Annotated in this window: 16 protein-coding genes; 12 read left to right on the forward strand and 4 right to left on the reverse strand. The window is 66.1% G+C overall.

Annotated features, from left to right (window positions below):
* Nucleotides 1-9 precede the first annotated feature (9 nt).
* From rpsK to ABE571_RS14425, 5 genes are all read left to right on the forward strand, one after another.
* Nucleotides 10-399, forward strand: coding sequence for a 30S ribosomal protein S11 (gene rpsK / locus ABE571_RS14405; protein WP_017355427.1), 390 nt, complete (start codon nt 10-12; stop codon nt 397-399).
* A 14-nt stretch (nt 400-413) separates the two neighbouring features.
* Nucleotides 414-1,043: a 30S ribosomal protein S4 gene (gene rpsD / locus ABE571_RS14410; protein WP_019186164.1), complete on the forward strand. Its 630-nt coding sequence runs from the start codon at nt 414-416 to the stop codon at nt 1,041-1,043.
* A 54-nt stretch (nt 1,044-1,097) separates the two neighbouring features.
* On the forward strand, nt 1,098-2,096 hold the full coding sequence (gene rpoA, locus ABE571_RS14415) for a DNA-directed RNA polymerase subunit alpha (RefSeq protein ID WP_121042890.1): 999 nt from the start codon (nt 1,098-1,100) through the stop codon (nt 2,094-2,096).
* Nucleotides 2,097-2,297: 201 nt separating this feature from the next.
* Nucleotides 2,298-2,684 carry a 50S ribosomal protein L17 gene (rplQ, locus tag ABE571_RS14420; protein WP_123728453.1) on the forward strand — a complete coding sequence of 129 codons (387 nt, stop codon included), beginning with the start codon at nt 2,298-2,300 and terminating at the stop codon, nt 2,682-2,684.
* 393 nt (nt 2,685-3,077) lie between these two features.
* Nucleotides 3,078-3,587, forward strand: a complete 510-nt coding sequence (locus tag ABE571_RS14425) for a disulfide bond formation protein B (protein WP_070426690.1) — start codon at nt 3,078-3,080, stop codon at nt 3,585-3,587.
* A 114-nt stretch (nt 3,588-3,701) separates the two neighbouring features.
* Here ABE571_RS14425 and ABE571_RS14430 read toward each other — a convergent pair whose 3' ends face one another.
* Nucleotides 3,702-5,828, reverse strand: a complete 2,127-nt coding sequence (locus ABE571_RS14430) for a TonB-dependent receptor (protein WP_346493909.1) — start codon at nt 5,826-5,828, stop codon at nt 3,702-3,704.
* Between the two features lie 213 nt (nt 5,829-6,041).
* Between ABE571_RS14430 and ABE571_RS14435 the strand changes: the two genes are divergently transcribed.
* Both ABE571_RS14435 and ABE571_RS14440 read left to right on the forward strand, forming a co-directional pair.
* A complete protein-coding gene (locus ABE571_RS14435; protein ID WP_121042896.1) occupies nt 6,042-7,433 on the forward strand; it encodes a 3-deoxy-7-phosphoheptulonate synthase class II in 1,392 nt (463 codons plus the stop codon).
* Between the two features lie 110 nt (nt 7,434-7,543).
* Complete coding sequence (locus tag ABE571_RS14440; protein ID WP_313219142.1) at nt 7,544-8,683, forward strand: mechanosensitive ion channel family protein; 1,140 nt, start codon at nt 7,544-7,546, stop codon at nt 8,681-8,683.
* 78 nt (nt 8,684-8,761) lie between these two features.
* Here the strand turns inward: ABE571_RS14440 and ABE571_RS14445 are convergent, their stop codons facing one another.
* From ABE571_RS14445 to typA, 3 genes are read right to left on the reverse strand one after another with little or no spacing between them, the layout of a single operon-like run.
* Nucleotides 8,762-10,378, reverse strand: coding sequence for an amidase (locus ABE571_RS14445; RefSeq protein WP_346493911.1), 1,617 nt, complete (start codon nt 10,376-10,378; stop codon nt 8,762-8,764).
* 55 nt (nt 10,379-10,433) lie between these two features.
* Entirely contained in the window at nt 10,434-10,919 is a 486-nt protein-coding gene (locus ABE571_RS14450; protein WP_121042900.1) for a DUF2127 domain-containing protein, read from the reverse strand.
* A gap of 14 nt (nt 10,920-10,933) precedes the next feature.
* Complete coding sequence (typA, locus tag ABE571_RS14455; RefSeq protein ID WP_121042902.1) at nt 10,934-12,781, reverse strand: translational GTPase TypA; 1,848 nt, start codon at nt 12,779-12,781, stop codon at nt 10,934-10,936.
* A 340-nt stretch (nt 12,782-13,121) separates the two neighbouring features.
* Here typA and ABE571_RS14460 point away from each other — a divergent pair, with 340 nt between their 5' ends.
* The 5 genes from ABE571_RS14460 to ABE571_RS14480 all read left to right on the forward strand — a co-directional run bounded on the left by ABE571_RS14460 (nt 13,122) and on the right by ABE571_RS14480 (nt 18,788).
* Nucleotides 13,122-13,616, forward strand: coding sequence for a peptidylprolyl isomerase (locus ABE571_RS14460; RefSeq protein ID WP_121042904.1), 495 nt, complete (start codon nt 13,122-13,124; stop codon nt 13,614-13,616).
* A gap of 63 nt (nt 13,617-13,679) precedes the next feature.
* Nucleotides 13,680-14,666 (forward strand): malate dehydrogenase, encoded by a 987-nt coding sequence (locus tag ABE571_RS14465; RefSeq protein WP_088435213.1) that lies wholly within the window; start codon nt 13,680-13,682, stop codon nt 14,664-14,666.
* Between the two features lie 387 nt (nt 14,667-15,053).
* Nucleotides 15,054-16,931 carry a propionate--CoA ligase gene (gene prpE / locus ABE571_RS14470; protein ID WP_313217327.1) on the forward strand — a complete coding sequence of 626 codons (1,878 nt, stop codon included), beginning with the start codon at nt 15,054-15,056 and terminating at the stop codon, nt 16,929-16,931.
* A gap of 228 nt (nt 16,932-17,159) precedes the next feature.
* Nucleotides 17,160-17,654, forward strand: a complete 495-nt coding sequence (locus ABE571_RS14475) for a hypothetical protein (RefSeq protein WP_346493913.1) — start codon at nt 17,160-17,162, stop codon at nt 17,652-17,654.
* 72 nt (nt 17,655-17,726) lie between these two features.
* On the forward strand, nt 17,727-18,788 hold the full coding sequence (locus ABE571_RS14480) for a suppressor of fused domain protein (protein ID WP_346493915.1): 1,062 nt from the start codon (nt 17,727-17,729) through the stop codon (nt 18,786-18,788).
* Nucleotides 18,789-18,843 lie beyond the last annotated feature (55 nt).

Raw genomic sequence — 18,843 nt, forward strand, 5'->3', positions numbered from 1 at the left:
ACCTAAGAAATGGCTAAGCCCGTCGCTAAGACCAAGAAGAAGATCAAGCGCGTCGTCACTGACGGCGTCGCCCACGTCCATGCTTCTTTCAACAACACCATCGTGACCATCACCGACCGTCAGGGCAACGCTCTGTCGTGGGCGACCTCCGGTGGCGCTGGCTTCCGCGGTTCGCGTAAGTCCACCCCGTTCGCTGCCCAGGTGGCTGCCGAGAAGGCCGGCCGTGCCGCGCTCGACTACGGCGTCAAGTCCCTGGAAGTCCGCATCAAGGGCCCGGGTCCGGGTCGTGAGTCGGCCGTGCGCTCGCTGAACAACGTGGGCTACAAGATCACCAACATCATCGACGTGACGCCAATCCCGCACAACGGGTGCCGTCCGCCGAAGAAGCGTCGCGTCTAAAGGAGCGATAAGAAATGGCTCGTTATATCGGTCCTACCTGTAAGCTCGCCCGCCGCGAAGGCGCCGACCTTTCCCTCAAGAGCCCGGCGCGCGCGCTGGACTCCAAGTGCAAGCTGGAGCAGAAGCCCGGCCAGCACGGCGCCACTGCCCGTAAGGGCAAGCTGTCCGACTACGCTACCCAGCTGCGTGAAAAGCAGAAGGTCAAGCGTATCTACGGTCTGCTGGAGCGTCAGTTCCGCAACTACTACAAGAAGGCCTCGACCAAGAAGGGCAACACCGGCGAGAACCTGCTGCAGTTGCTGGAAACCCGTCTTGACAACGTCGTTTACCGCATGGGCTTCGCAGTGACCCGTCCGGCTGCCCGTCAGCTGGTCTCGCACCGCGGTGTCACCGTGAACGGCAAGTCGGTCAATCTGGCTTCGTACCAGGTCAAGGCTGGCGACGCTGTCGCTCTGTCCGAGAAGGCTGCCAAGCAGCTGCGCGTCCAGGAAGCCCTGACCGTGTCTGCTACGCATGACCTGCGTCCGTCGTGGGTTGAAGTTGATTCCGGCAAGTTCGCCGGCATCTTCAAGGCCGTGCCGGATCGTTCGGACCTGCCTGCGGATATCAACGAAGCGCTGATCGTCGAGTTGTATTCGAAGTAATTCACATTGGAGAACCTCCGGGTCACACCGGAGGTTCGCAGGAGAACCCGCAACATGACGGTTACCGCCAACCAGGTTCTGCGTCCTCGCGGTCCGCAGATCGAACGCCTTACCGATACCCGCGCCAAGGTCGTGATCGAACCCTTGGAGCGTGGTTACGGGCATACGCTGGGCAACGCCCTGCGTCGCGTGCTGCTGTCGTCCATCCCGGGCTTCGCCATCACGGAAGTCGAAATCGATGGCGTACTGCACGAGTACACCACGCTTGAAGGCTTGCAGGAGGACGTGCTGGAAGTCCTGCTCAACCTGAAGGATGTGGCCATCCGCATGCATACCGGCGACAACGCTACGCTGTCGCTGTCCAAGCAGGGTCCGGGTGTCGTTACCGCTGCTGATATCAAGATTGACCATAACACCGAGATCCTCAATCCGGCTCATGTGATCTGCCATCTCACCAAGGATGTGGCGATCAACATGCGTCTGAAGGTCGAGCGCGGTTTCGGCTACCAGCCTGCTGCTGCTCGTCGTCGTCCGGATGAAGAAACCCGTGCCATCGGCCGCCTGGTCCTGGATGCGTCGTTCTCGCCGGTCCGTCGCGTCGCCTATTCGGTGGAAGCGGCCCGCGTCGAACAGCGTACCGATCTGGACAAGCTGGTGCTGGACATCGAAACCAACGCAACGATCGATGCCGAGGAAGCCGTGCGCACTGCCGCCGACATCCTCAGCGATCAGCTGTCGGTCTTCGGTGACTTCACCCACCGCGACCGCGGTGCGGCGAAGCCGGCCAACAACGGCGTGGATCCGGTGCTGCTGCGCCCGATCGACGATCTGGAGCTGACCGTGCGTTCGGCCAACTGCCTGAAGGCAGAGAGCATCTATTACATCGGCGATCTGATCCAGAAGACCGAAGTGGAGCTGCTCAAGACCCCGAACCTCGGCAAGAAGTCGCTGACCGAGATCAAGGAAGTCCTCGCACAGCGCGGTCTTTCGCTCGGCATGAAGCTGGAGAACTGGCCGCCGGCCGGTGTCGCCCAGCACGGCATGCTCGGCTGATCCAGCGCTACGCAAGATGCTTGACCCCGCACCTTCGGGTGCGGGGGCTTCACCGGCAACACTCCGCACCGACAGGTCGATAGCCTGCGGTGACGGCCAGCCAGGATGGCTGGCACCGGACCATCCGCAGTCCAAGCAACAACGCCAGGATGGCGACAGCGATACCCAACCGATCCAACATTCACTTCAGGAATCACCGTCATGCGTCATATGAAGTCCGGTCGTAAGTTCAACCGCACCAGCGCCCATCGCGAAGCAATGTTCAAGAACATGGCCGCGTCGCTGTTCAAGCACGAGCTGATCAAGACCACCCTGCCGAAGGCCAAGGAACTGCGCCGCGTTGCCGAGCCGCTGATCACCCTGGCCAAGGTTGATTCGGTTGCCAACCGTCGTCTGGCGTTCGCTCGCCTGCGCGACAACGAGGCCGTCGGCAACCTGTTCACCACCCTGGGCCCGCGTTACGCGACCCGTCCGGGCGGCTACCTGCGTCTGCTGAAGTGCGGTTTCCGCGCTGGCGACAATGCGCCGATGGCCTATGTTGAGCTGGTCGATCGTCCGGCTGCTGTGGCTGAAGCCGTCGAAGAGTAATCTTCGAGCTGTACCTGTTATTCGGTGAAGAACCCGGCCTTGTGCCGGGTTTTTCCGTTTCTGCGGGGTTGATAAGGGCCAAGGCCACGGCCAAGGCCACGGCCACGGCCAGGGCCACGGAATGAGCATGGCGCTGGGGGCGTGGGGGGGGGGTCGGCGGGGGTGGGTTGGCGGGACACGCCGTAAATCCGTCCATGGAGGCTCATGTCGCGCCATCCATGGCGCTCATGGTCCCGACAACCCACCCGCGCCAACGCCTGCACACATGGTCGGTGCGCATGGGGTAAAGCGGGGGCTGTGCGCGGCGTAGGTAGAGCCGGCCGTTGGCCGGCTGCGTGGCGGCTGGTCGCGGCCCTGTTAATCTTGGCGCCTGGACTTTCACGAGTGTTGGCAATGAATCCATTGCGTTGGAGTTTCCGCGCCCAGTTCCTGTTGGGGTTTCTGGTCTGCGCGGCACTGTTGGGGTATGCGATCTTCCTGCAGTTGAAGATGGGGTTGGAGCCGTGTCCGTTGTGCATTTTCCAGCGGATTGCGTTCGCGGCGCTGGGGCTGTTGTTCTTGATCGGGGCGCTGCATGGTCCGCGGGATCCGGCCGGGCGGAAGACGTATGGGGTGCTGGCCTTCATCGCGGCGGCGGTCGGTATCGGCATTGCCGGTCGCCACGTGTATGTGCAGTTGCTGCCGCAGGACATGGGCTCGAGCTGTGGGCCGCCGCTGAGTTTCCTCAGTGAGACGATGGGGCCGTTCGAGGTGTTCCGCACCGTGCTGACCGGTACCGGCAACTGCGGCAACATCGATTGGCAGTTCCTGGGCCTGACGATGCCGATGTGGAGCCTGGTGTGGTTCGCGGCCTTGGCGGTGTGGGCGCTGGTGACGGCGTTCCGGGCGCGTCGGCGCCACTGAGGCCGGTTTCACGTCAGCTACCCGACCTGGCGCGCGTCTGGCGGCCAGGCCGGGTGCTGCGATCAGGCAGGGATGCTCCTGAGCTGATCAGACGGCAGGGCTTCCTCGCTCAGGTCAGAAGTCCTGCTGCAGGCTGAGGTAGGCGCCGCGGCGGGGACCCCACTGCGGGGCGAAGACGCCGATGCCGCCGCCGTCGCGCAGTTGGTAGCTGCGATCCAGGGCGTTGACCAGCGCGAGCTGTGCGTGCAGCGGGTGGCCGCTATCGGCGTTGAAGTCGTGGCCGGCGCTGAGGTTGAGTTGCAGGTAGGCCGGGAGTTCGCCGCCGTTGGGGATGCCGTCGGCATCCGAGCGCAGGCCGCTGCCGAAGACGTAGTCGGCGCCAAGACGGTTGTGGCCGGCGAAGGCGTAGCTGATACCTCCGGACGAGGTCAGTTTCTGATCGTGGTCCAGATGGATCCAGTTGTTCTGGACGTAGGCCAGTGCCTCGGGATCGAGGTTGTACTGGCCGGTGATGACCTGCTTGCCCATGGCCTTGTTGTAGGCGGCGTTGACGTAGGCGCTGAGCGGGCCGTTGCTGTAGTCGGCGCTGAATTCCACGCCGTGGATGTGGCCGAGGCGATAGTTGAACGTCGAGTAGATGTAGGCGACGCCGAACTGGCCTTCGTCCTGCAGGCGGTCGACCTTGCGGTCGTAAGCGTCCAGGCCCAGGGTGAGGTGTTCGCCCACCTGCTGGGAGACGCCGATGTCGTAGTAGTCGCTGCGCTCGGACAGTGGCGTGGTGCTGCCTCCGGCCGGTTGCTGGTTGGTGGTGCCGTCGTAGAGCGCGATGTCACTGCTGGCCACCAGTTCGCTGGCCGGCGGGGTGAAGTAGCGCGAGTAGCCGGCGTGCACGGTGGTGCTGTCGGTGGCGTTCCAGACCACACCCACGCGCGGGCTGAGCTGGCCTTCGGTGCCACCGAAGGCCTTGTAGCGGTCGCCGCGCAGGCCGTAGTTCACGGTCCAGTCGTCGCCGAGGCGCCATTCGTCCTGCAGATAGACCGCGGTGGTGGTGGCGTTGAAGGCGCTCGCCTCCGGAATGCGCCGGGGCGTGGTGCTGGCCTGTTGGCCGTCGGCGTCGACCGGGAACACCCAGGTGTCGCTGCCGGCGCGGGCGCGTTCGGCGTTGACGTACAGGCCGTAGCGCAAGATGTGGTTTTCGCCCAGCGGGGTGGAGAAATCGGCCTGCACGGTGTTGGCGCGGTTGCTGCGCTCCACCTGTGAGGCAACGCCGTTGAAGATCAGATCGCCGGCCAGGTCCGGGTGGAAGGACAGGTCGCTGTACCGCTGCCCGGCCGAGACCTGGTAGGCGGTGCTGCCCAGCGCGCCCTGCAGCACCAGCATGCCGAAGCGGGTGGTCTCGCGCTGGGTTTCGTCCAGCGCGGCGGAGTCCGCAGTGACCGTGTCCAGGTAGCCGAACTGCGGGGTCTGGCCGGGGTTGACCGGGATCTGGAAGCGGTTGTTGGAGAACCCGGCGAACAGGCTCAGGCGGGTGTCGTCGTTGACCAGATAGGTCAGGTCGGCGAATGCCTTGCCCTGGTGGGTGTCATCGTGGTCCGGCCGGCGCGAGGCGGTGGGGTTCTCCATGCCGACCTGGTTCTGGTCGTAGTTGCCGGTCAGATACCAGCTCCAGCGGCCCTGGCTGCCCCACCACGAGGCGTTGGGGTTGACCTTGCCGTAGGAGCCGGCAGTGAGGCCGGCACTCCCGCCATTGCCCAGCTCGGCGCCGCTGCGGGTGGTGATGTCGACCACGGCGGCCGTGCGCTCGCCGAACTGCGCCGGCAGCGCGCCGTCCATCAGGCGGATGCTCTTGATCGCGCGGGCGTCCAGCGTCTGGCCGAAGCCGGAGATCGATTCGGGCAGCAGGACGCCGTTGAGCCGGTACTGAAGGTTGGCATGGTCGCCGCGCACGTGGACGCCACCGTAGGAATCCTGGACCACCCCCGGCGCCTGCAGCAACACCTGGTTCAACGGGGTGGAGGCGCCCAGCGGCAGGTTCTGGATGTCTTCGGCAGTGATCTGGTACTGGCTGCTGCCGATATCCGGCGACAGCGCATTGCGCGCCTGGTCGAGTTTGGCGCTGACCGTGACCGCGTCCAGATCGGTGACGGCAGGGGCGGCGCTGGTGGCGGCGGCGGCGAGGGCGGGCAGGCCGGTCAGGGCCAGGGAAACAGCAATACCGGTAGCAAGCAGGGAAGGCTTCATGAGGATGGCTTGGCTGGGCGATGGAGGAGGGGCCGGCCTGGCAAGTGTTACTCCGTAACAAATCATGCGCCTGTCCGATGCCGCTGGACCATGCGCGATCTGGCCGATCGCCGTGTCCTTTCTTCAGCGTTCAGCCTCCGGGCGCGTGCCCGCCCCTTTGCGCCGGGGGCGCGCTCTGCGACCATGACCGGCCCCACACCCCGGAAGTCCGTGATGAGCCTGTCCGCCCCGCCTGTAGCCGATCCCGCCGCGACCGCTGTCGACGCTGCCTGGTCGCCGGAGAGCTGGCGTGGCAAGCCGGCGCTGCAGATGCCGACCTACCCGGACCCGCTGGCGCTGGATGCCGCCCTGCACGAGCTCAAGCGGCTGCCGCCGCTGGTGACCTCCTGGGAAATCCTGGCGCTCAAGCAGCAGCTGGCCGATGCGCAGGAAGGCAAGCGCTTCCTGCTGCAGGGCGGTGACTGCGCGGAGAACTTCAGCGATTGCGAATCCACCACCATCTCCAACCGGCTCAAAGTGCTGCTGCAGATGAGCCTGGTGCTGGTGCACGGCATGCGCAAGCCGGTGATCCGGGTCGGGCGTTTTGCCGGGCAGTACGCCAAGCCGCGCTCGGCCGATACTGAAACCCGCGACGGCCTGACCCTGCCCAGCTACCGCGGCGATGTGATCAATGCGCCGGAGTTCACTGAAGCTGCGCGTCTGCCGGACCCGCGCCGGATGCTGCAGGCGCATGCGCACTCGGCGATGACGATGAACTTCGTGCGGGCGCTGATCGATGGCGGCTTCGCCGATCTGCACCATCCCGAATACTGGAACCTGGAGTGGGTGCGGCACTCGCCGCTGGCCACCGATTACCAGAAGATGGTGTCCTCGATCGGCGATGCGGTGCGTTTCATGGAAACGCTGTCCGGCACGCAGGTGTACAACCTCAACCGGATCGATTTCTACACCTCGCACGAAGCGCTGCTGCTGCCCTACGAGCAGGCGCTGACCCGCCAGGTGCCGCGCCAGCAGGGCTGGTTGAACCTGAGCACGCATTACCCGTGGATTGGCATGCGCACCGCAGCGCTCGATGGCGCGCACGTGGAGTATCTGCGTGGCGTGCGCAACCCGATCGCGATCAAGGTGGGCCCGTCGGTGCAGCCGGACCAGCTGCTGCGCCTGATCGACGTGCTCAACCCCGAGGACGAGCCGGGCCGCCTGAGCTTCATCCACCGCATGGGGGCGGCACAGATCGCCGAAAAACTGCCGCCGCTGTTGAACGCGGTCAAGCGCGATGGCCGGCGCGTGCTGTGGGTGTGCGATGCGATGCATGGCAACACCGAGAGCACCAGCAACGGCTACAAGACGCGTCGTTTCGACAACGTGCGTGGCGAGGTCGAGATGTCCTTCGACCTGCACGCCGCGGCCGGCACGCGGCTGGGCGGCGTGCACCTGGAGCTGACCGGTGAGGACGTGACCGAATGCACCGGCGGTGCGCGCGAGTTGACCGAGCGCGATCTGGAGCGTGCCTACCGTTCCTCGGTGGATCCGCGCCTGAACTACGAGCAGTCGCTGGAAATCGCGATGGCGATCGTGCGCAAGCAGGCGCACTACGCCGACTGATACCGGTGCGTGTCCTCGACACGCACCTTACATTCGCCTGACACGATGGTCATGGCGGCACCGGCATGCTGTGCACTTCCTTGCGGAGAACACAGGAGCGTGCAGTGACCGTGGACTGGCAGCAGGCAGCGCTGTATCTATGGCCGATCTCGATCGCACTGGCGATCGGGGTCAGCGGCTGGTGGTTGTTGATGGCGTTGACGCGGCGACTGAAAGACCGCGACTACCGCCGCGCCCGCATCGCGCGCGTGATCAGCCGACCGCTGGCGTTCGCCCTGCCGCTGTTGCTGCTGATTCCCGCGCTGGAAGCGACGCCGCTGCAGGAGCATCGGCTCGAGCAGGCGCTGCGGCTGCTGCACATCGGTGTGACCGGCTGCGTCATCTGGCTGCTGGTGCGGGCCGTGGCCGCGGGCGAGCAGGCGATCCTGCGCGACCATCCGATGGAGGTGGCCGACAACCTCGAAGCACGCCGCATCCAGACCCAGACCCGGGTGCTGAGCCGTGTGTTGATGGGCGCGATCATCCTGGTCGGCGTCTCGCTGATCCTGCTCACCTTCCCGATGGTGCGCCAGATCGGCACCGCGCTGCTGGCCTCGGCGGGCATCATCGGCCTGGTCGCCGGTATCGCGGCCAAGCCGGTGTTCGGCAACCTGATCGCCGGCCTGCAGATCGCCTTGACCCAGCCGATCCGGCTGGACGATGTGGTGATCGTCGAGGGCGAGTGGGGCCGGGTCGAAGAGATCAACAGCAGCTATGTGGTGGTGCGGATCTGGGATGCGCGGCGCATGGTGGTGCCGTTGACCTGGTTCATCGAACACCCGTTCCAGAACTGGACCCGGCGCAGCGCCGATCTGCTCGGCACCGCCTTCCTGTGGCTGGATTACACCGCGCCGATCCCGGCGATCCGCGCCGAGCTGGAGCGCATCTGCAAAGGCGAGGCGCTGTGGGATGGCCAGGTCTGCGTGACCCAGGTGACCGAAACCAGCGAGCACACCCTGCAGGTGCGTCTGCTGGTGAGTGCGCGCAATTCCGGCGATGCCTTTGATCTACGCTGCATCGTGCGCGAACGCATGCTCGATTTTCTCGCGCGCGAACATCCTCAGTCGTTGCCGCGCACCCGTGCCGAGCTCAATCAGGAAGTGACGCCGAGCCGTCGCGCACGCTCGCAGCCAGCCGACGATGTGCGCTCGCCCGGTGCCGAAGATGGTGAGCCGGCGCTTCTGCCAGACCCGGGTGACGCATCCCGGTAATGCCGGCCAGCGGCCGGCACTACCAACGCGGGGCGTACGTTCTCGGGTATGTACCGACCGTTGGCCGGTACACGCCGCTCAGGGCGCGACGCCGTTCGTCAGCAGGCTGTCGGTCTGGAACCGCGGCGGGCGACGCGCGCGGGTGCGTTGCTCGTAGGCGTAGCCCAGCTCGATCAACCGCGGCTCGCTCCAGGCGGTGCCCATGAACAGCAGCCCCAGCGGCAGCCCGTTCACGTGCGCCATCGGCACGGTCAGGCTGGGGTACCCCGCCACCGCGGCCGCGCTGTAGCTTTCACCGGGGAAGTCATCGCCGCGGCCGGGCCGGATCGGCCAGGCCACCCCGGTGGTCGGTGCCACCAGCGCATCGAGGTTCTGCTCGCGCAGCACGGCATCGATGCCTTCCGGACCGGCCAAGCGGCGCGCATCGCTGCGTGCGCGGATGTACGCCGGGGTGCCCAGGCCGCCCATGGTGGCGGCGGTGTCCATCAGGTCCTGATCGAACAGCGCCAGTTCCTTGCCCGCATGCTGCCGGTTCCACGCGATGACGTCGTCCAGCGTGCGCACCGGCGCCTGGTAGGTGGTGAAGTAGCGCTGCAGCCCAGCCCTGAACTCATGCATCAGCACGATCTGCTCAGCCTCCTGCCACTGGCCCTGGGTCGGCAACCGCACCGGCACCACGGTCGCACCCGCGTCGCGCAGCACGGCGACCGCATGCTGCAGGGCCGGGGCGATGCCCGGCTTCTGCATCAGGTCGCCATACAGCACGCCGATCCGCGCACCGCGCAGGCCATCGGCGTTCAAGCGCGAGCTGTAGTCGTACACGGCGCGCCCCGGCATGGTCGCGGTGGCCGGGTCGGCCTCGTCACGGCCGGCCATGGCGGTCAGCAGGGCGGCCGCGTCTGCCACGCTGCGTGCCATCGGGCCGGCGGTGTCCTGGCTGAAAGAGATCGGGATGATGCCTTCGCGGCTGACCAGTCCCACGGTTGGCTTCAAGCCGACCACGCCGTTGACCGCGGCCGGGCAGACGATGCTGCCGTCGGTCTCGGTGCCGATCGCGGCCACCGCCAGATTGGCCGAGACCGCCACCGCGCTGCCACTGCTGGAGCCGCACGGGGTGTGACTGAGCCGGTAGGGATTGCGGGTCTGGCCGCCGCGCGCGCTCCAGCCGGAGATCGATTGGCTGGAGCGGAAGTTGGCCCACTCGCTGAGGTTGGTCTTGCCCAGGATCAGCGCACCGGCCGCGCGCAGCCGCTTGACCAGGAACGCATCGTCGGGGCGGAAGCCTTCCAGCGCGAGCGAACCGGCCGTGGTGCTCATGGGGCTGGCGCCGATGTTGTCCTTGAGCAGCAGCGGGATGCCGTGCAGTGGGCCGCGCAGCTGCCCCTGGCGGCGCTCGGCGTCCAGCTGGGCGGCCTCGCGCAGTGCATCGGGGTTGAGCTCGATCACCGCGCGCAGGCGCGGGCCGGCCCGGTCGAGGCGGGCGATGCGGTCCAGGTAGGCGTGGGCCAGCGTGACGCTGTCCAGCTCGCCGCTGGCCATCCGCGCCTGCAGATCGCCGATGTCAGCCTCGGCATAGGCGAATGGCAGCGCCACGGTCGGTGAGGGCGTGGGCGATTCACGGGCGTGCAGGGGCGCCGGGCCCGGGCTGCAGCCGGCCAGCGCGATGAGCATCAGTGATGTCAGTGTCAGGCGCATGCCTGTCCCCCCGAACCGGCCGACAGGCTAACCAGCACAGGCGGCGCTTGGCAACTCAAGCCGCGTTGGCGATCGTGCCGTGGCGTTTGCGGATATCGCGGGCGAGCACGCCGACCACGATCAGATTGATCACCAGCACCGACCACGAGGCCCAGCCCGGGTGCCGGAGGATGGCGTAGATATCGAACGGCAGGTAGATGCCGGCGGTGACGCAGCCCAGCCAGGAGGCCCAGGCTTTGGCGCGCCAGAGGCCCCAGGCCTCGAAAAGGTGCAGGACGCCGTAGGCGACCATCGCAGCAGCCGCCAGATGCACCGCATCGGGGCTGATCATGTTGAGCAGCGAGGGCAGGGTGCCGTGATCCGGGTCCAGGCTGAACCGGCGGATCAGGGCATTGACCGCATCGCGCAGGGGCTGCGGACCGAGCATTTCCAGCCCGGTCGCAGCCAATAGCGCCAGAACCGCCTTGCTGGCTTCCAGCAAGGCGATCAGGTGAAGCCCCGGATGCTTGTGAGGATCCGGGTTGTAGGGCTTGTCGATCACGACAATGGGTCCGATCAGCCGCCGCGCGAAGCCTTCTTGCGGTCGCTTTCGGTCAGGCCCTTCTTGCGCAGGCGGATTTCCTTCGGGGTGATCTCGACCAGCTCGTCGTCTTCGATGAAGTCCAGGGCCTGCTCCAGCGAGTACTTGATCGCCGGGGTCAGCTGGATCGCATCGTCCTTGCCCGAGGCGCGCATGTTGGTCAGCGGCTTGGTCTTGATCGCGTTGACGGTCAGGTCGTTGTCCTTGGAGTGGATGCCGACCAGCTGGCCTTCATACACGTTGTCGCCTTCAGCCGCGAACAGCTTGCCGCGTTCCTGCAGCGGGCCCAGGGAGTACGCCGGGGTGGCACCCGGGGCATTGGCGATCATCACGCCGTTCTGGCGCTTGGCGATCGAACCCTGTTCCTTCGGGCCGTAATGGTCGAACACGTGGAACAGCAGGCCCGAACCCTGGGTCAGGGTCTTGAACTCGTTCTGGAAACCGATCAGGCCACGGGCCGGGATCTGGTATTCCAGGCGCACACGGCCCTTGCCGTCCGGCTCCATGTTCTTCAGCTGGCCCTTGCGGGTGCCCAGCTTTTCCATCACGCCGCCCTGGTGCTGCTCTTCGATGTCCACCACCAGCTGCTCGATCGGCTCCATGGCCTGGCCGTCGATCTGCTTGATGATCACTTCCGGGCGCGACACGGCCAGCTCGTAGCCTTCGCGACGCATGTTTTCGATCAGCACCGACAGGTGCAGTTCGCCACGGCCGGAGACCAGGAACTTGTCGGCGTCTTCCAGCTGTTCAACCTTCAGGGCCACGTTGTGGACCTGCTCGCGATCCAGGCGATCCTTGATCTGGCGGCTGGTCAGGAACTTGCCACCGGACAGGTCCTTGTTGCCGGCGAACGGCGAGTTGTTGACCTGGAAGGTCATCGAGATCGTCGGTTCATCGACGGTCAGCGCCGGCAGTGCTTCCGGGGTATCCGGGTGGCACAGGGTGTCGGAGATGGTCAGTTCCGGAATACCGGAGATGGCGACGATGTCGCCGGCCTCGGCGGTGTCCTGCTCGATGCGCTCCAGGCCCAGGAAGCCCAGCACCTGCGCGACCTTGCCGTTGCGCTTCTTGCCTTCACGATCGATGACCGCGACCTGCATGTTCTTCTTCAGGGTGCCGCGCTGCACGCGGCCGATGCCGATCACGCCCACGAAGTTGTTGTAGTCCAGCTGGCTGATGCGCATCTGGAACGGACCTTCCGGGTCCACTTCCGGCATCGGCGCGTGCTGCATGATCGCTTCGTACAGCGGGGTCATGTCGCCGTCGCGCACGGTGTCTTCCAGGCCAGCGTAGCCGTTCAGGGCCGAGGCGTAGACGATCGGGAAGTCGAGCTGCTCATTGGTGGCGCCGAGCTTGTCGAACAGGTCGAAGACCTGGTCGATCACCCAATCCGGACGCGAGCCCGGACGGTCGACCTTGTTCACCACGACGATCGGCTTGAAGCCCATCGCGAAGGCCTTCTGGGTCACGAAGCGGGTCTGCGGCATCGGGCCGTCCATCGCGTCGACGAGGATCAGCACCGTGTCGACCATCGACAGCACGCGCTCCACTTCGCCGCCGAAGTCGGCGTGTCCCGGGGTGTCGACGATGTTGATCCGGTTCTTGATACCGGTCTTCTTGTCTTCCCAGGTGATGGCCGTGTTCTTGGCCAGGATGGTGATGCCGCGTTCCTTTTCCTGGTCATTGCTGTCCATCACGCGCTCGGCGAGCACGGTGCGCTCGGAGAGGGTGCCGGACTGCTTGAGCAGCTGGTCGACGAGGGTGGTCTTACCGTGGTCGACGTGGGCGACGATGGCGATGTTGCGAAGATTTTCGATAGACATGCGAAAGGGGGCCAGTCGGCGCCGGATTTGGAAAAAGAAGTCCAACATTATACGGCCAAGATGACCAATCGCGAAAAGTGCCTCGCAAGCCTTGCCGGACGGGCATTCAGGTAGTGCCGGCCGCTGGCCGGCAGCCCCATGATCTCCGGCAGGTTCTGCCTGGCTGCCGGCCAACGGCCGGCACTACCGCTGTCCCTGAGGCATTCAGCAAAGCGTTTCCGTGTCGGCGCGGAGGTGCCTGGGCGCGTGGCGACGCGTTTGTCCAACAGGCGCCCGTTGGTCAGGGGGCGCGGTGTATCCTATGGGGCTAACGACAAACCCCCGTACCCCAAGGATTTGCATGTCCCTCATCGCCACTTTCGACACCACCCAGGGCCCGATCAAGGTCGAGCTGTTCGCCGACAAGGCCCCGCTGACGGTTGCCAACTTCGTCAACCTGGTCAAGCACGGCTTCTATGACGGCCTGGTCTTCCACCGCGTGATCCCGGACTTCATGATCCAGGGCGGCTGCCCCAAGGGCCAGGGCACCGGCGGCCCGGGCTACAAGTTCGAAGATGAAAAGAACGGCGTGAAGCACCAGGTCGGTTCGCTGTCGATGGCCAATGCCGGCCCGAACACGAACGGCAGCCAGTTCTTCATCACCCACATCAAGACCGATTGGCTGGACGGCAAGCACACCGTGTTCGGCCAGGTCCTCGACGGCCAGGCCATCGTGGACTCGGTCAAGCAGGGCGACGTGATCCATTCGATCACCCTGGAAGGCGACACCGACGCCGTGCTGGCCGCCCAGGCCGAGCGCGTGGCGGAGTGGAACAAGCTGATCCCCAGCGCCTGATCCGATCCCGACGGCCCCCTGCGAAGGGGGCCGTTTTTACGTTTCTTAGCAGAGGAAATCCCCATGAAAGCACCTGTTCGTGTTGCCGTGACCGGCGCCGCCGGCCAGATCGGCTACGCCCTGCTGTTCCGCATCGCCTCCGGCGACATGCTGGGCAAGGACCAGCCGGTCATCCTGCAGCTGCTCGAGCTGCCGGTCGACAAGGCCCAGGCCGCCCTGCGCGGCGTGATGATGGAACTGGAAGACTGCGCCTTCCCGCTGCTGGCCGGCATGGTCGGTACCGATGACGCCGAAGTGGCCTTCAAGGACGCCGATATCGCCCTGCTGGTCGGCGCGCGTCCGCGCGGCCCGGGCATGGAGCGCAAGGATCTGCTGCTGGAAAACGCGAAGATCTTCACCGCCCAGGGCGCGGCGCTGAACAAGGTCGCCAAGCGTGACGTCAAGGTGCTGGTGGTCGGCAACCCGGCCAACACCAACGCCTACATCGCCATGAAGTCGGCACCGGATCTGAACCCGCGCAACTTCACCGCCATGCTGCGCCTGGACCACAACCGTGCGCTGAGCCAGCTGTCGACCAAGCTCGGCAAGCCGGTCGGTGGCATGGAGAAGCTGATCGTGTGGGGCAACCACAGCCCGACCATGTACCCGGATTACCGTTTCGCCACTGCCGATGGTGCCTCCATCGCCGAGGCGATCAACGACCAGGAATGGAACGCCTCCACCTTCATCCCGACCGTGGGCAAGCGCGGCGCGGCGATCATCGAAGCCCGTGGCTCCTCCTCGGCGGCCTCGGCTGCCAATGCCGCCGTCGACCACATCCGTGACTGGGTGCTGGGCAGCAACGGCAAGTGGGTCACCATGGGCGTGCCGTCCGACGGCTCCTACGGCATTCCGGAAGGCGTGATCTTCGGCTTCGCGGTCACCACCGAGAACGGCGAGTACACCCTGGTCAAGGATCTGCCGGTCGACGACTTCAGCCAGAAGTACATCGACAAGACCCTGGCCGAGCTGGAAGAAGAGCGCTCCGGCGTCGCCCACCTGCTGGGCTGATCACTCACACGGGTGGGTGCCGTTGAGAACGGCAGGAGCCGTTCTCAACGGTGCAAAGCGCCGGCCCGGAGGGTGAGCGCCAGGACGGCGCGAATACCGTCGGTCGGTACGGATTGGAAAAAACGCCGGGCATTGCCCGGCGTTTTTTTTGGTTCTTCGCATCTTTTCCCGCGCGGCGGTCGGTGGGTCGGGCGCTGGGCCCCATACCCTTTCCGGCGAATGTCCCCCGGCGTCGGCCTTCGGCCGCCCCCTCCTCCTTTATTTCGCCTACAAGGATATGGGGGCCCAGCGCCCGACCCACCGATCGCCCCTACGACCAAGGTCGGACGGCCCGCGCTTCACCATCGGACTATGCTCGATCCCATGACTTTGTCTGGGAGGGCCGTCATGCGTTACGAAGATGTCTATCGACGTTCGGTCGATGAACCCGAAGCGTTCTGGGGCGAAGAGGCCCAGCGCATCTACTGGCATACACCGCCGCAGCAGATCCTCGACTACAGCAATCCGCCGTTCCGGCGCTGGTTCGTCGGCGGGGAAACCAACCTCTGCTACAACGCGGTGGACCGCCATCTGGTCGACCGTCCCGACCAGCTCGCCCTCGTCGCCATCTCCAGCGAAACCGGCGTTACCCGCGAGATCACCTACCGCGAACTGCACCGCGAAGTGAATGCCTTCGCCGCCGTGCTGCAGCGGCTGGACGTGCAGCGTGGCGACCGCGTGGTGATCTACATGCCGAACATGGCCGAAGCGGTGTTCGCGATGCTGGCGTGTGCACGCATCGGGGCGATCCACTCGGTGGTGTTCGGTGGCTTCGCCGCGCACAACCTGGCACTGCGCATCGATGACGCCGAACCGAAGCTGTTGATCGCCGCCGACGCCGGCAAGCGCGGTGGCAAGGTGATTCCGTACAAGGCGATGGTCGATGCCGCCTGCGCCGAAGCCGCCTCGCCGCCACCGCATGTGTTGATCGTCTCGCGCGGGCTGGACCCTGCCGAGCCGAAGGTGCCCGGTCGCGACGTCGACTACGCCACGCTGCGTGCCGAGGTGGGTGACCAGGACGTGCCGGTGGTATGGCTGGAATCCAGCGAGCCGAGCTATCTGCTCTACACCTCCGGCACCACCGGCAAGCCGAAGGGCGTACAGCGCGATGTCGGCGGCTACGCCGTGGCGATGGCGCAGTCGATGGAGACGGTGTTCGACTGCAAGCCCGGCCAGGTGATGTTCTCCACCTCGGACGTGGGCTGGGCGGTCGGGCATTCCTATAACGTGTACGGCCCGCTGATCGGCGGCTGCACCTCGCTGCTGTACGAAGGGCTGCCGACCCACCCGGACCCGGGCATCTGGTGGGCGCTGTGCGAACAGTACGGCGTGCGCACGCTGTTCTCCTCACCCACCGCGATCCGCGTGCTCAAGAAACACGATGCGGACTTCATCCGCCGCCACGACCTGGCGGCGCTGAAGTACGTCTTCCTTGCCGGCGAACCGCTCGACGAACCGACCGCGCACTGGATCAACGACGCACTCGGCAAGCCGATCATCGACAACTACTGGCAGACCGAAACCGGTTGGCCGGCACTGACCCTGCTGCCGGGCGTGGACATGAAACCGGTGCGCTTCGGCTCGCCCGGTTTCCCGAACCTCGGCTACCGGATGAAGGTGATCGACGAGAACACCGGCGAGACCGTCGCACCGGGCCAGAAGGGCGTGCTGGTCATGATCCCGCCCTTGCCACCGGGCTGCATGACCACCGTCTGGAAGGACGATGCGCGCTTCATCCAGAGCTACTTCAGCCACTTCAAGGAACTGCTCTACAGCTCGCTGGACTGGGCGATCCAGGACGAAGACGGCTACACCTTCATCCTCGGCCGCACCGACGATGTCATCAACGTGGCCGGGCACCGCCTGGGCACGCGCGAGATCGAAGAATGCATCGCCGGCCATCCGCTGGTGGCCGAGGCCGCCGTGATCGGGGTCAAGGATGAACTCAAGGGCCAGGTGCCGCTGGTGTTCGTCACCCTCAAGCAGGCCCTGCAGGGCGACGGCAGTGCCGTGGCGGCCGAGATGATGCAGCGGGTGACCAACACCCTGGGCGCGGTCGCACGGCCGGCGCACATCCATATCGTCAACGCGCTGCCCAAGACGCGTTCGGGCAAGCTGCTGCGGCGCTCGCTGCAGGCGCTGGCCGAGGAACGTGATCCGGGTGATCTGTCGACCCTGGACGACCCGGCGGCCTTGGACGAGATCCGGCGCGCACTGGGGAGCTGACGCTGTAGCCCCCTGCACGATGCTGCAGCGCATTACCGGCGAGGCGAACGCTCGGGTAAGCTGCGGACGTGATCGTTGCAGGCCTTGTCGGCGGCACGCCGCGCGCTGGGGACACGGCGCGCCTGGGGCGGCCGCCGGACACGGAGGGCCTGGAAGATCACAGGGGCGCGCAGGTAGCGGCGAACGGCCGGCCTACGCGTGGTACGGCACCACGTGAAGGGGGAACACATGGCGTATATCCAGGCCAAGACGGCCGCTGGCCGTCAGGAAATCGAGGACCGTGCGCGGCGCTTGCCGCCGGCGCTGCGGTCCCTGCTGCTGATGGTCGATGGTCAGCGCGATGACGACGCGTTGACCGCGTTGTTGCCGGGCCTGCGCGCGCCGGACGATGCGCTGGCGCAGCTGTCGGCGATGGGGTTGATCGAGATCGTCGGGGGCAGCGCCGCACCGGTGGTCGCCGCGGCGCTGACTGCCGGGCGCGAGCAGGATCCGGAGCTGTACAAGCGGCTGTATGACTGGATGAGCGAATCGGTGCGCAGGCATCTCGGTCTGAAGGGCTATTTCATGCAGTTGAAAGTCGAGCGCTGCACCGATGCGGGCAGCCTGGAGAAGCTGTGGCCGGACCTGGCCGCTGCGATCAGCAAGGCAAAAAGCCCGGCGCTGGCCAACCGCTGGATGGACGAGACACGCGCGCTGCTGCAGACCGAGCCCGTGATCGCGTGAGGCGATACGTCGACGGCGGCCGGGCAGCACGCTGTTTAGAATGCGTGTTGTTACGTGTGCGGGAGAATAGCGATGGTGGATGAGATCGAGGACGACGGCGCCCCCGGGTGGGATGCCATCGATGCGGCGTTGAAGGCGGTGTATCCCACGCAGGCGCCGCAGCATTACGGCCCGGTGTTGCGCTCGCTGCTGGGCGGCGAGGATCCGCTGGACGGCATCAGCGCGTACTGGAACGATATCCCGCTGCCGCACTGGCACTTCGTCAGCTATGGCTTCTCCGAGCTGTACGAAAAAGAGAGCGATGATCCGGCCACCAGTGGGTACGGCTTCGAGCTGAGCTTCCGGGTTGCCGCCGCGGCGGGCAGCGAGCCACCGCCGTGGGCGATGAATTTCCTGCAGAACCTGGCGCGCTACGTGTTCGCCAACGGCAAGGTGTTCCAGCAGGGCCACTACCTCAATGCGGGCGGTCCGATCGCCGCCGACACCGATACGCTGCTGCGCCACGTCGCCTTCATGCGCGACCCGCAGCTGCCGCCCCGCGAGACGCCCAACGGTTCGCTGGCGTTCCTGCAGGTGATCGGGCTGACCGATGACGAGATGGAGGCGGTGAAGCGCTGGTCGACCACCGGCGTGCTCGAGGCGCTGCTGCCGAAGATGCCGCTGTGGATCACCGATATCGCGCGTGACTCGCTGCTGGACGATCCCGCACTGGCTGCCGCGGTCGCCGAAGGTGCGGCGCGCGAGGGCTCGCAGACGGCCTATCTGTTCCTGGAAAAGCTGGGCGGGTCGGTGCAGGGCGAGGGAGATGCGCAGCAGGTGACCGTGACCCTGGGAGCGCGCCAGGTGGAATCGCTGCTCGCGTTGCTGCCGGCGCGGTTGCTGTTCGGCCAGCCATTGACGCTGGTCGGCAACGATCGGCAGATCACGCTGTCGCCGGCGGCCGCCAATGCGCTGGTGGTCGAGGGCGATGCGCTGGAATGCCGGTTGGCCCCGGCCACGGTGCAGGCACTGGTCGCCACGGTCATGCCCCGCCGTGGCACCTATGCGATCCCGGGTTGGCCGGCGCTGCAGGTGGTGGTGGAGCCGAGCGAGCTGCGCGATGCCGAGGGCACCGTGGTGCGTACGATCGGGTAGAGCCACGCCATGCGTGGCTCCTTGTCCGGCCGGACGCGTGTGTTCTGGCCGGACC

This window comes from Stenotrophomonas sp. TWI273, assembly GCF_039674765.1.
Lineage (GTDB): Bacteria > Pseudomonadota > Gammaproteobacteria > Xanthomonadales > Xanthomonadaceae > Stenotrophomonas.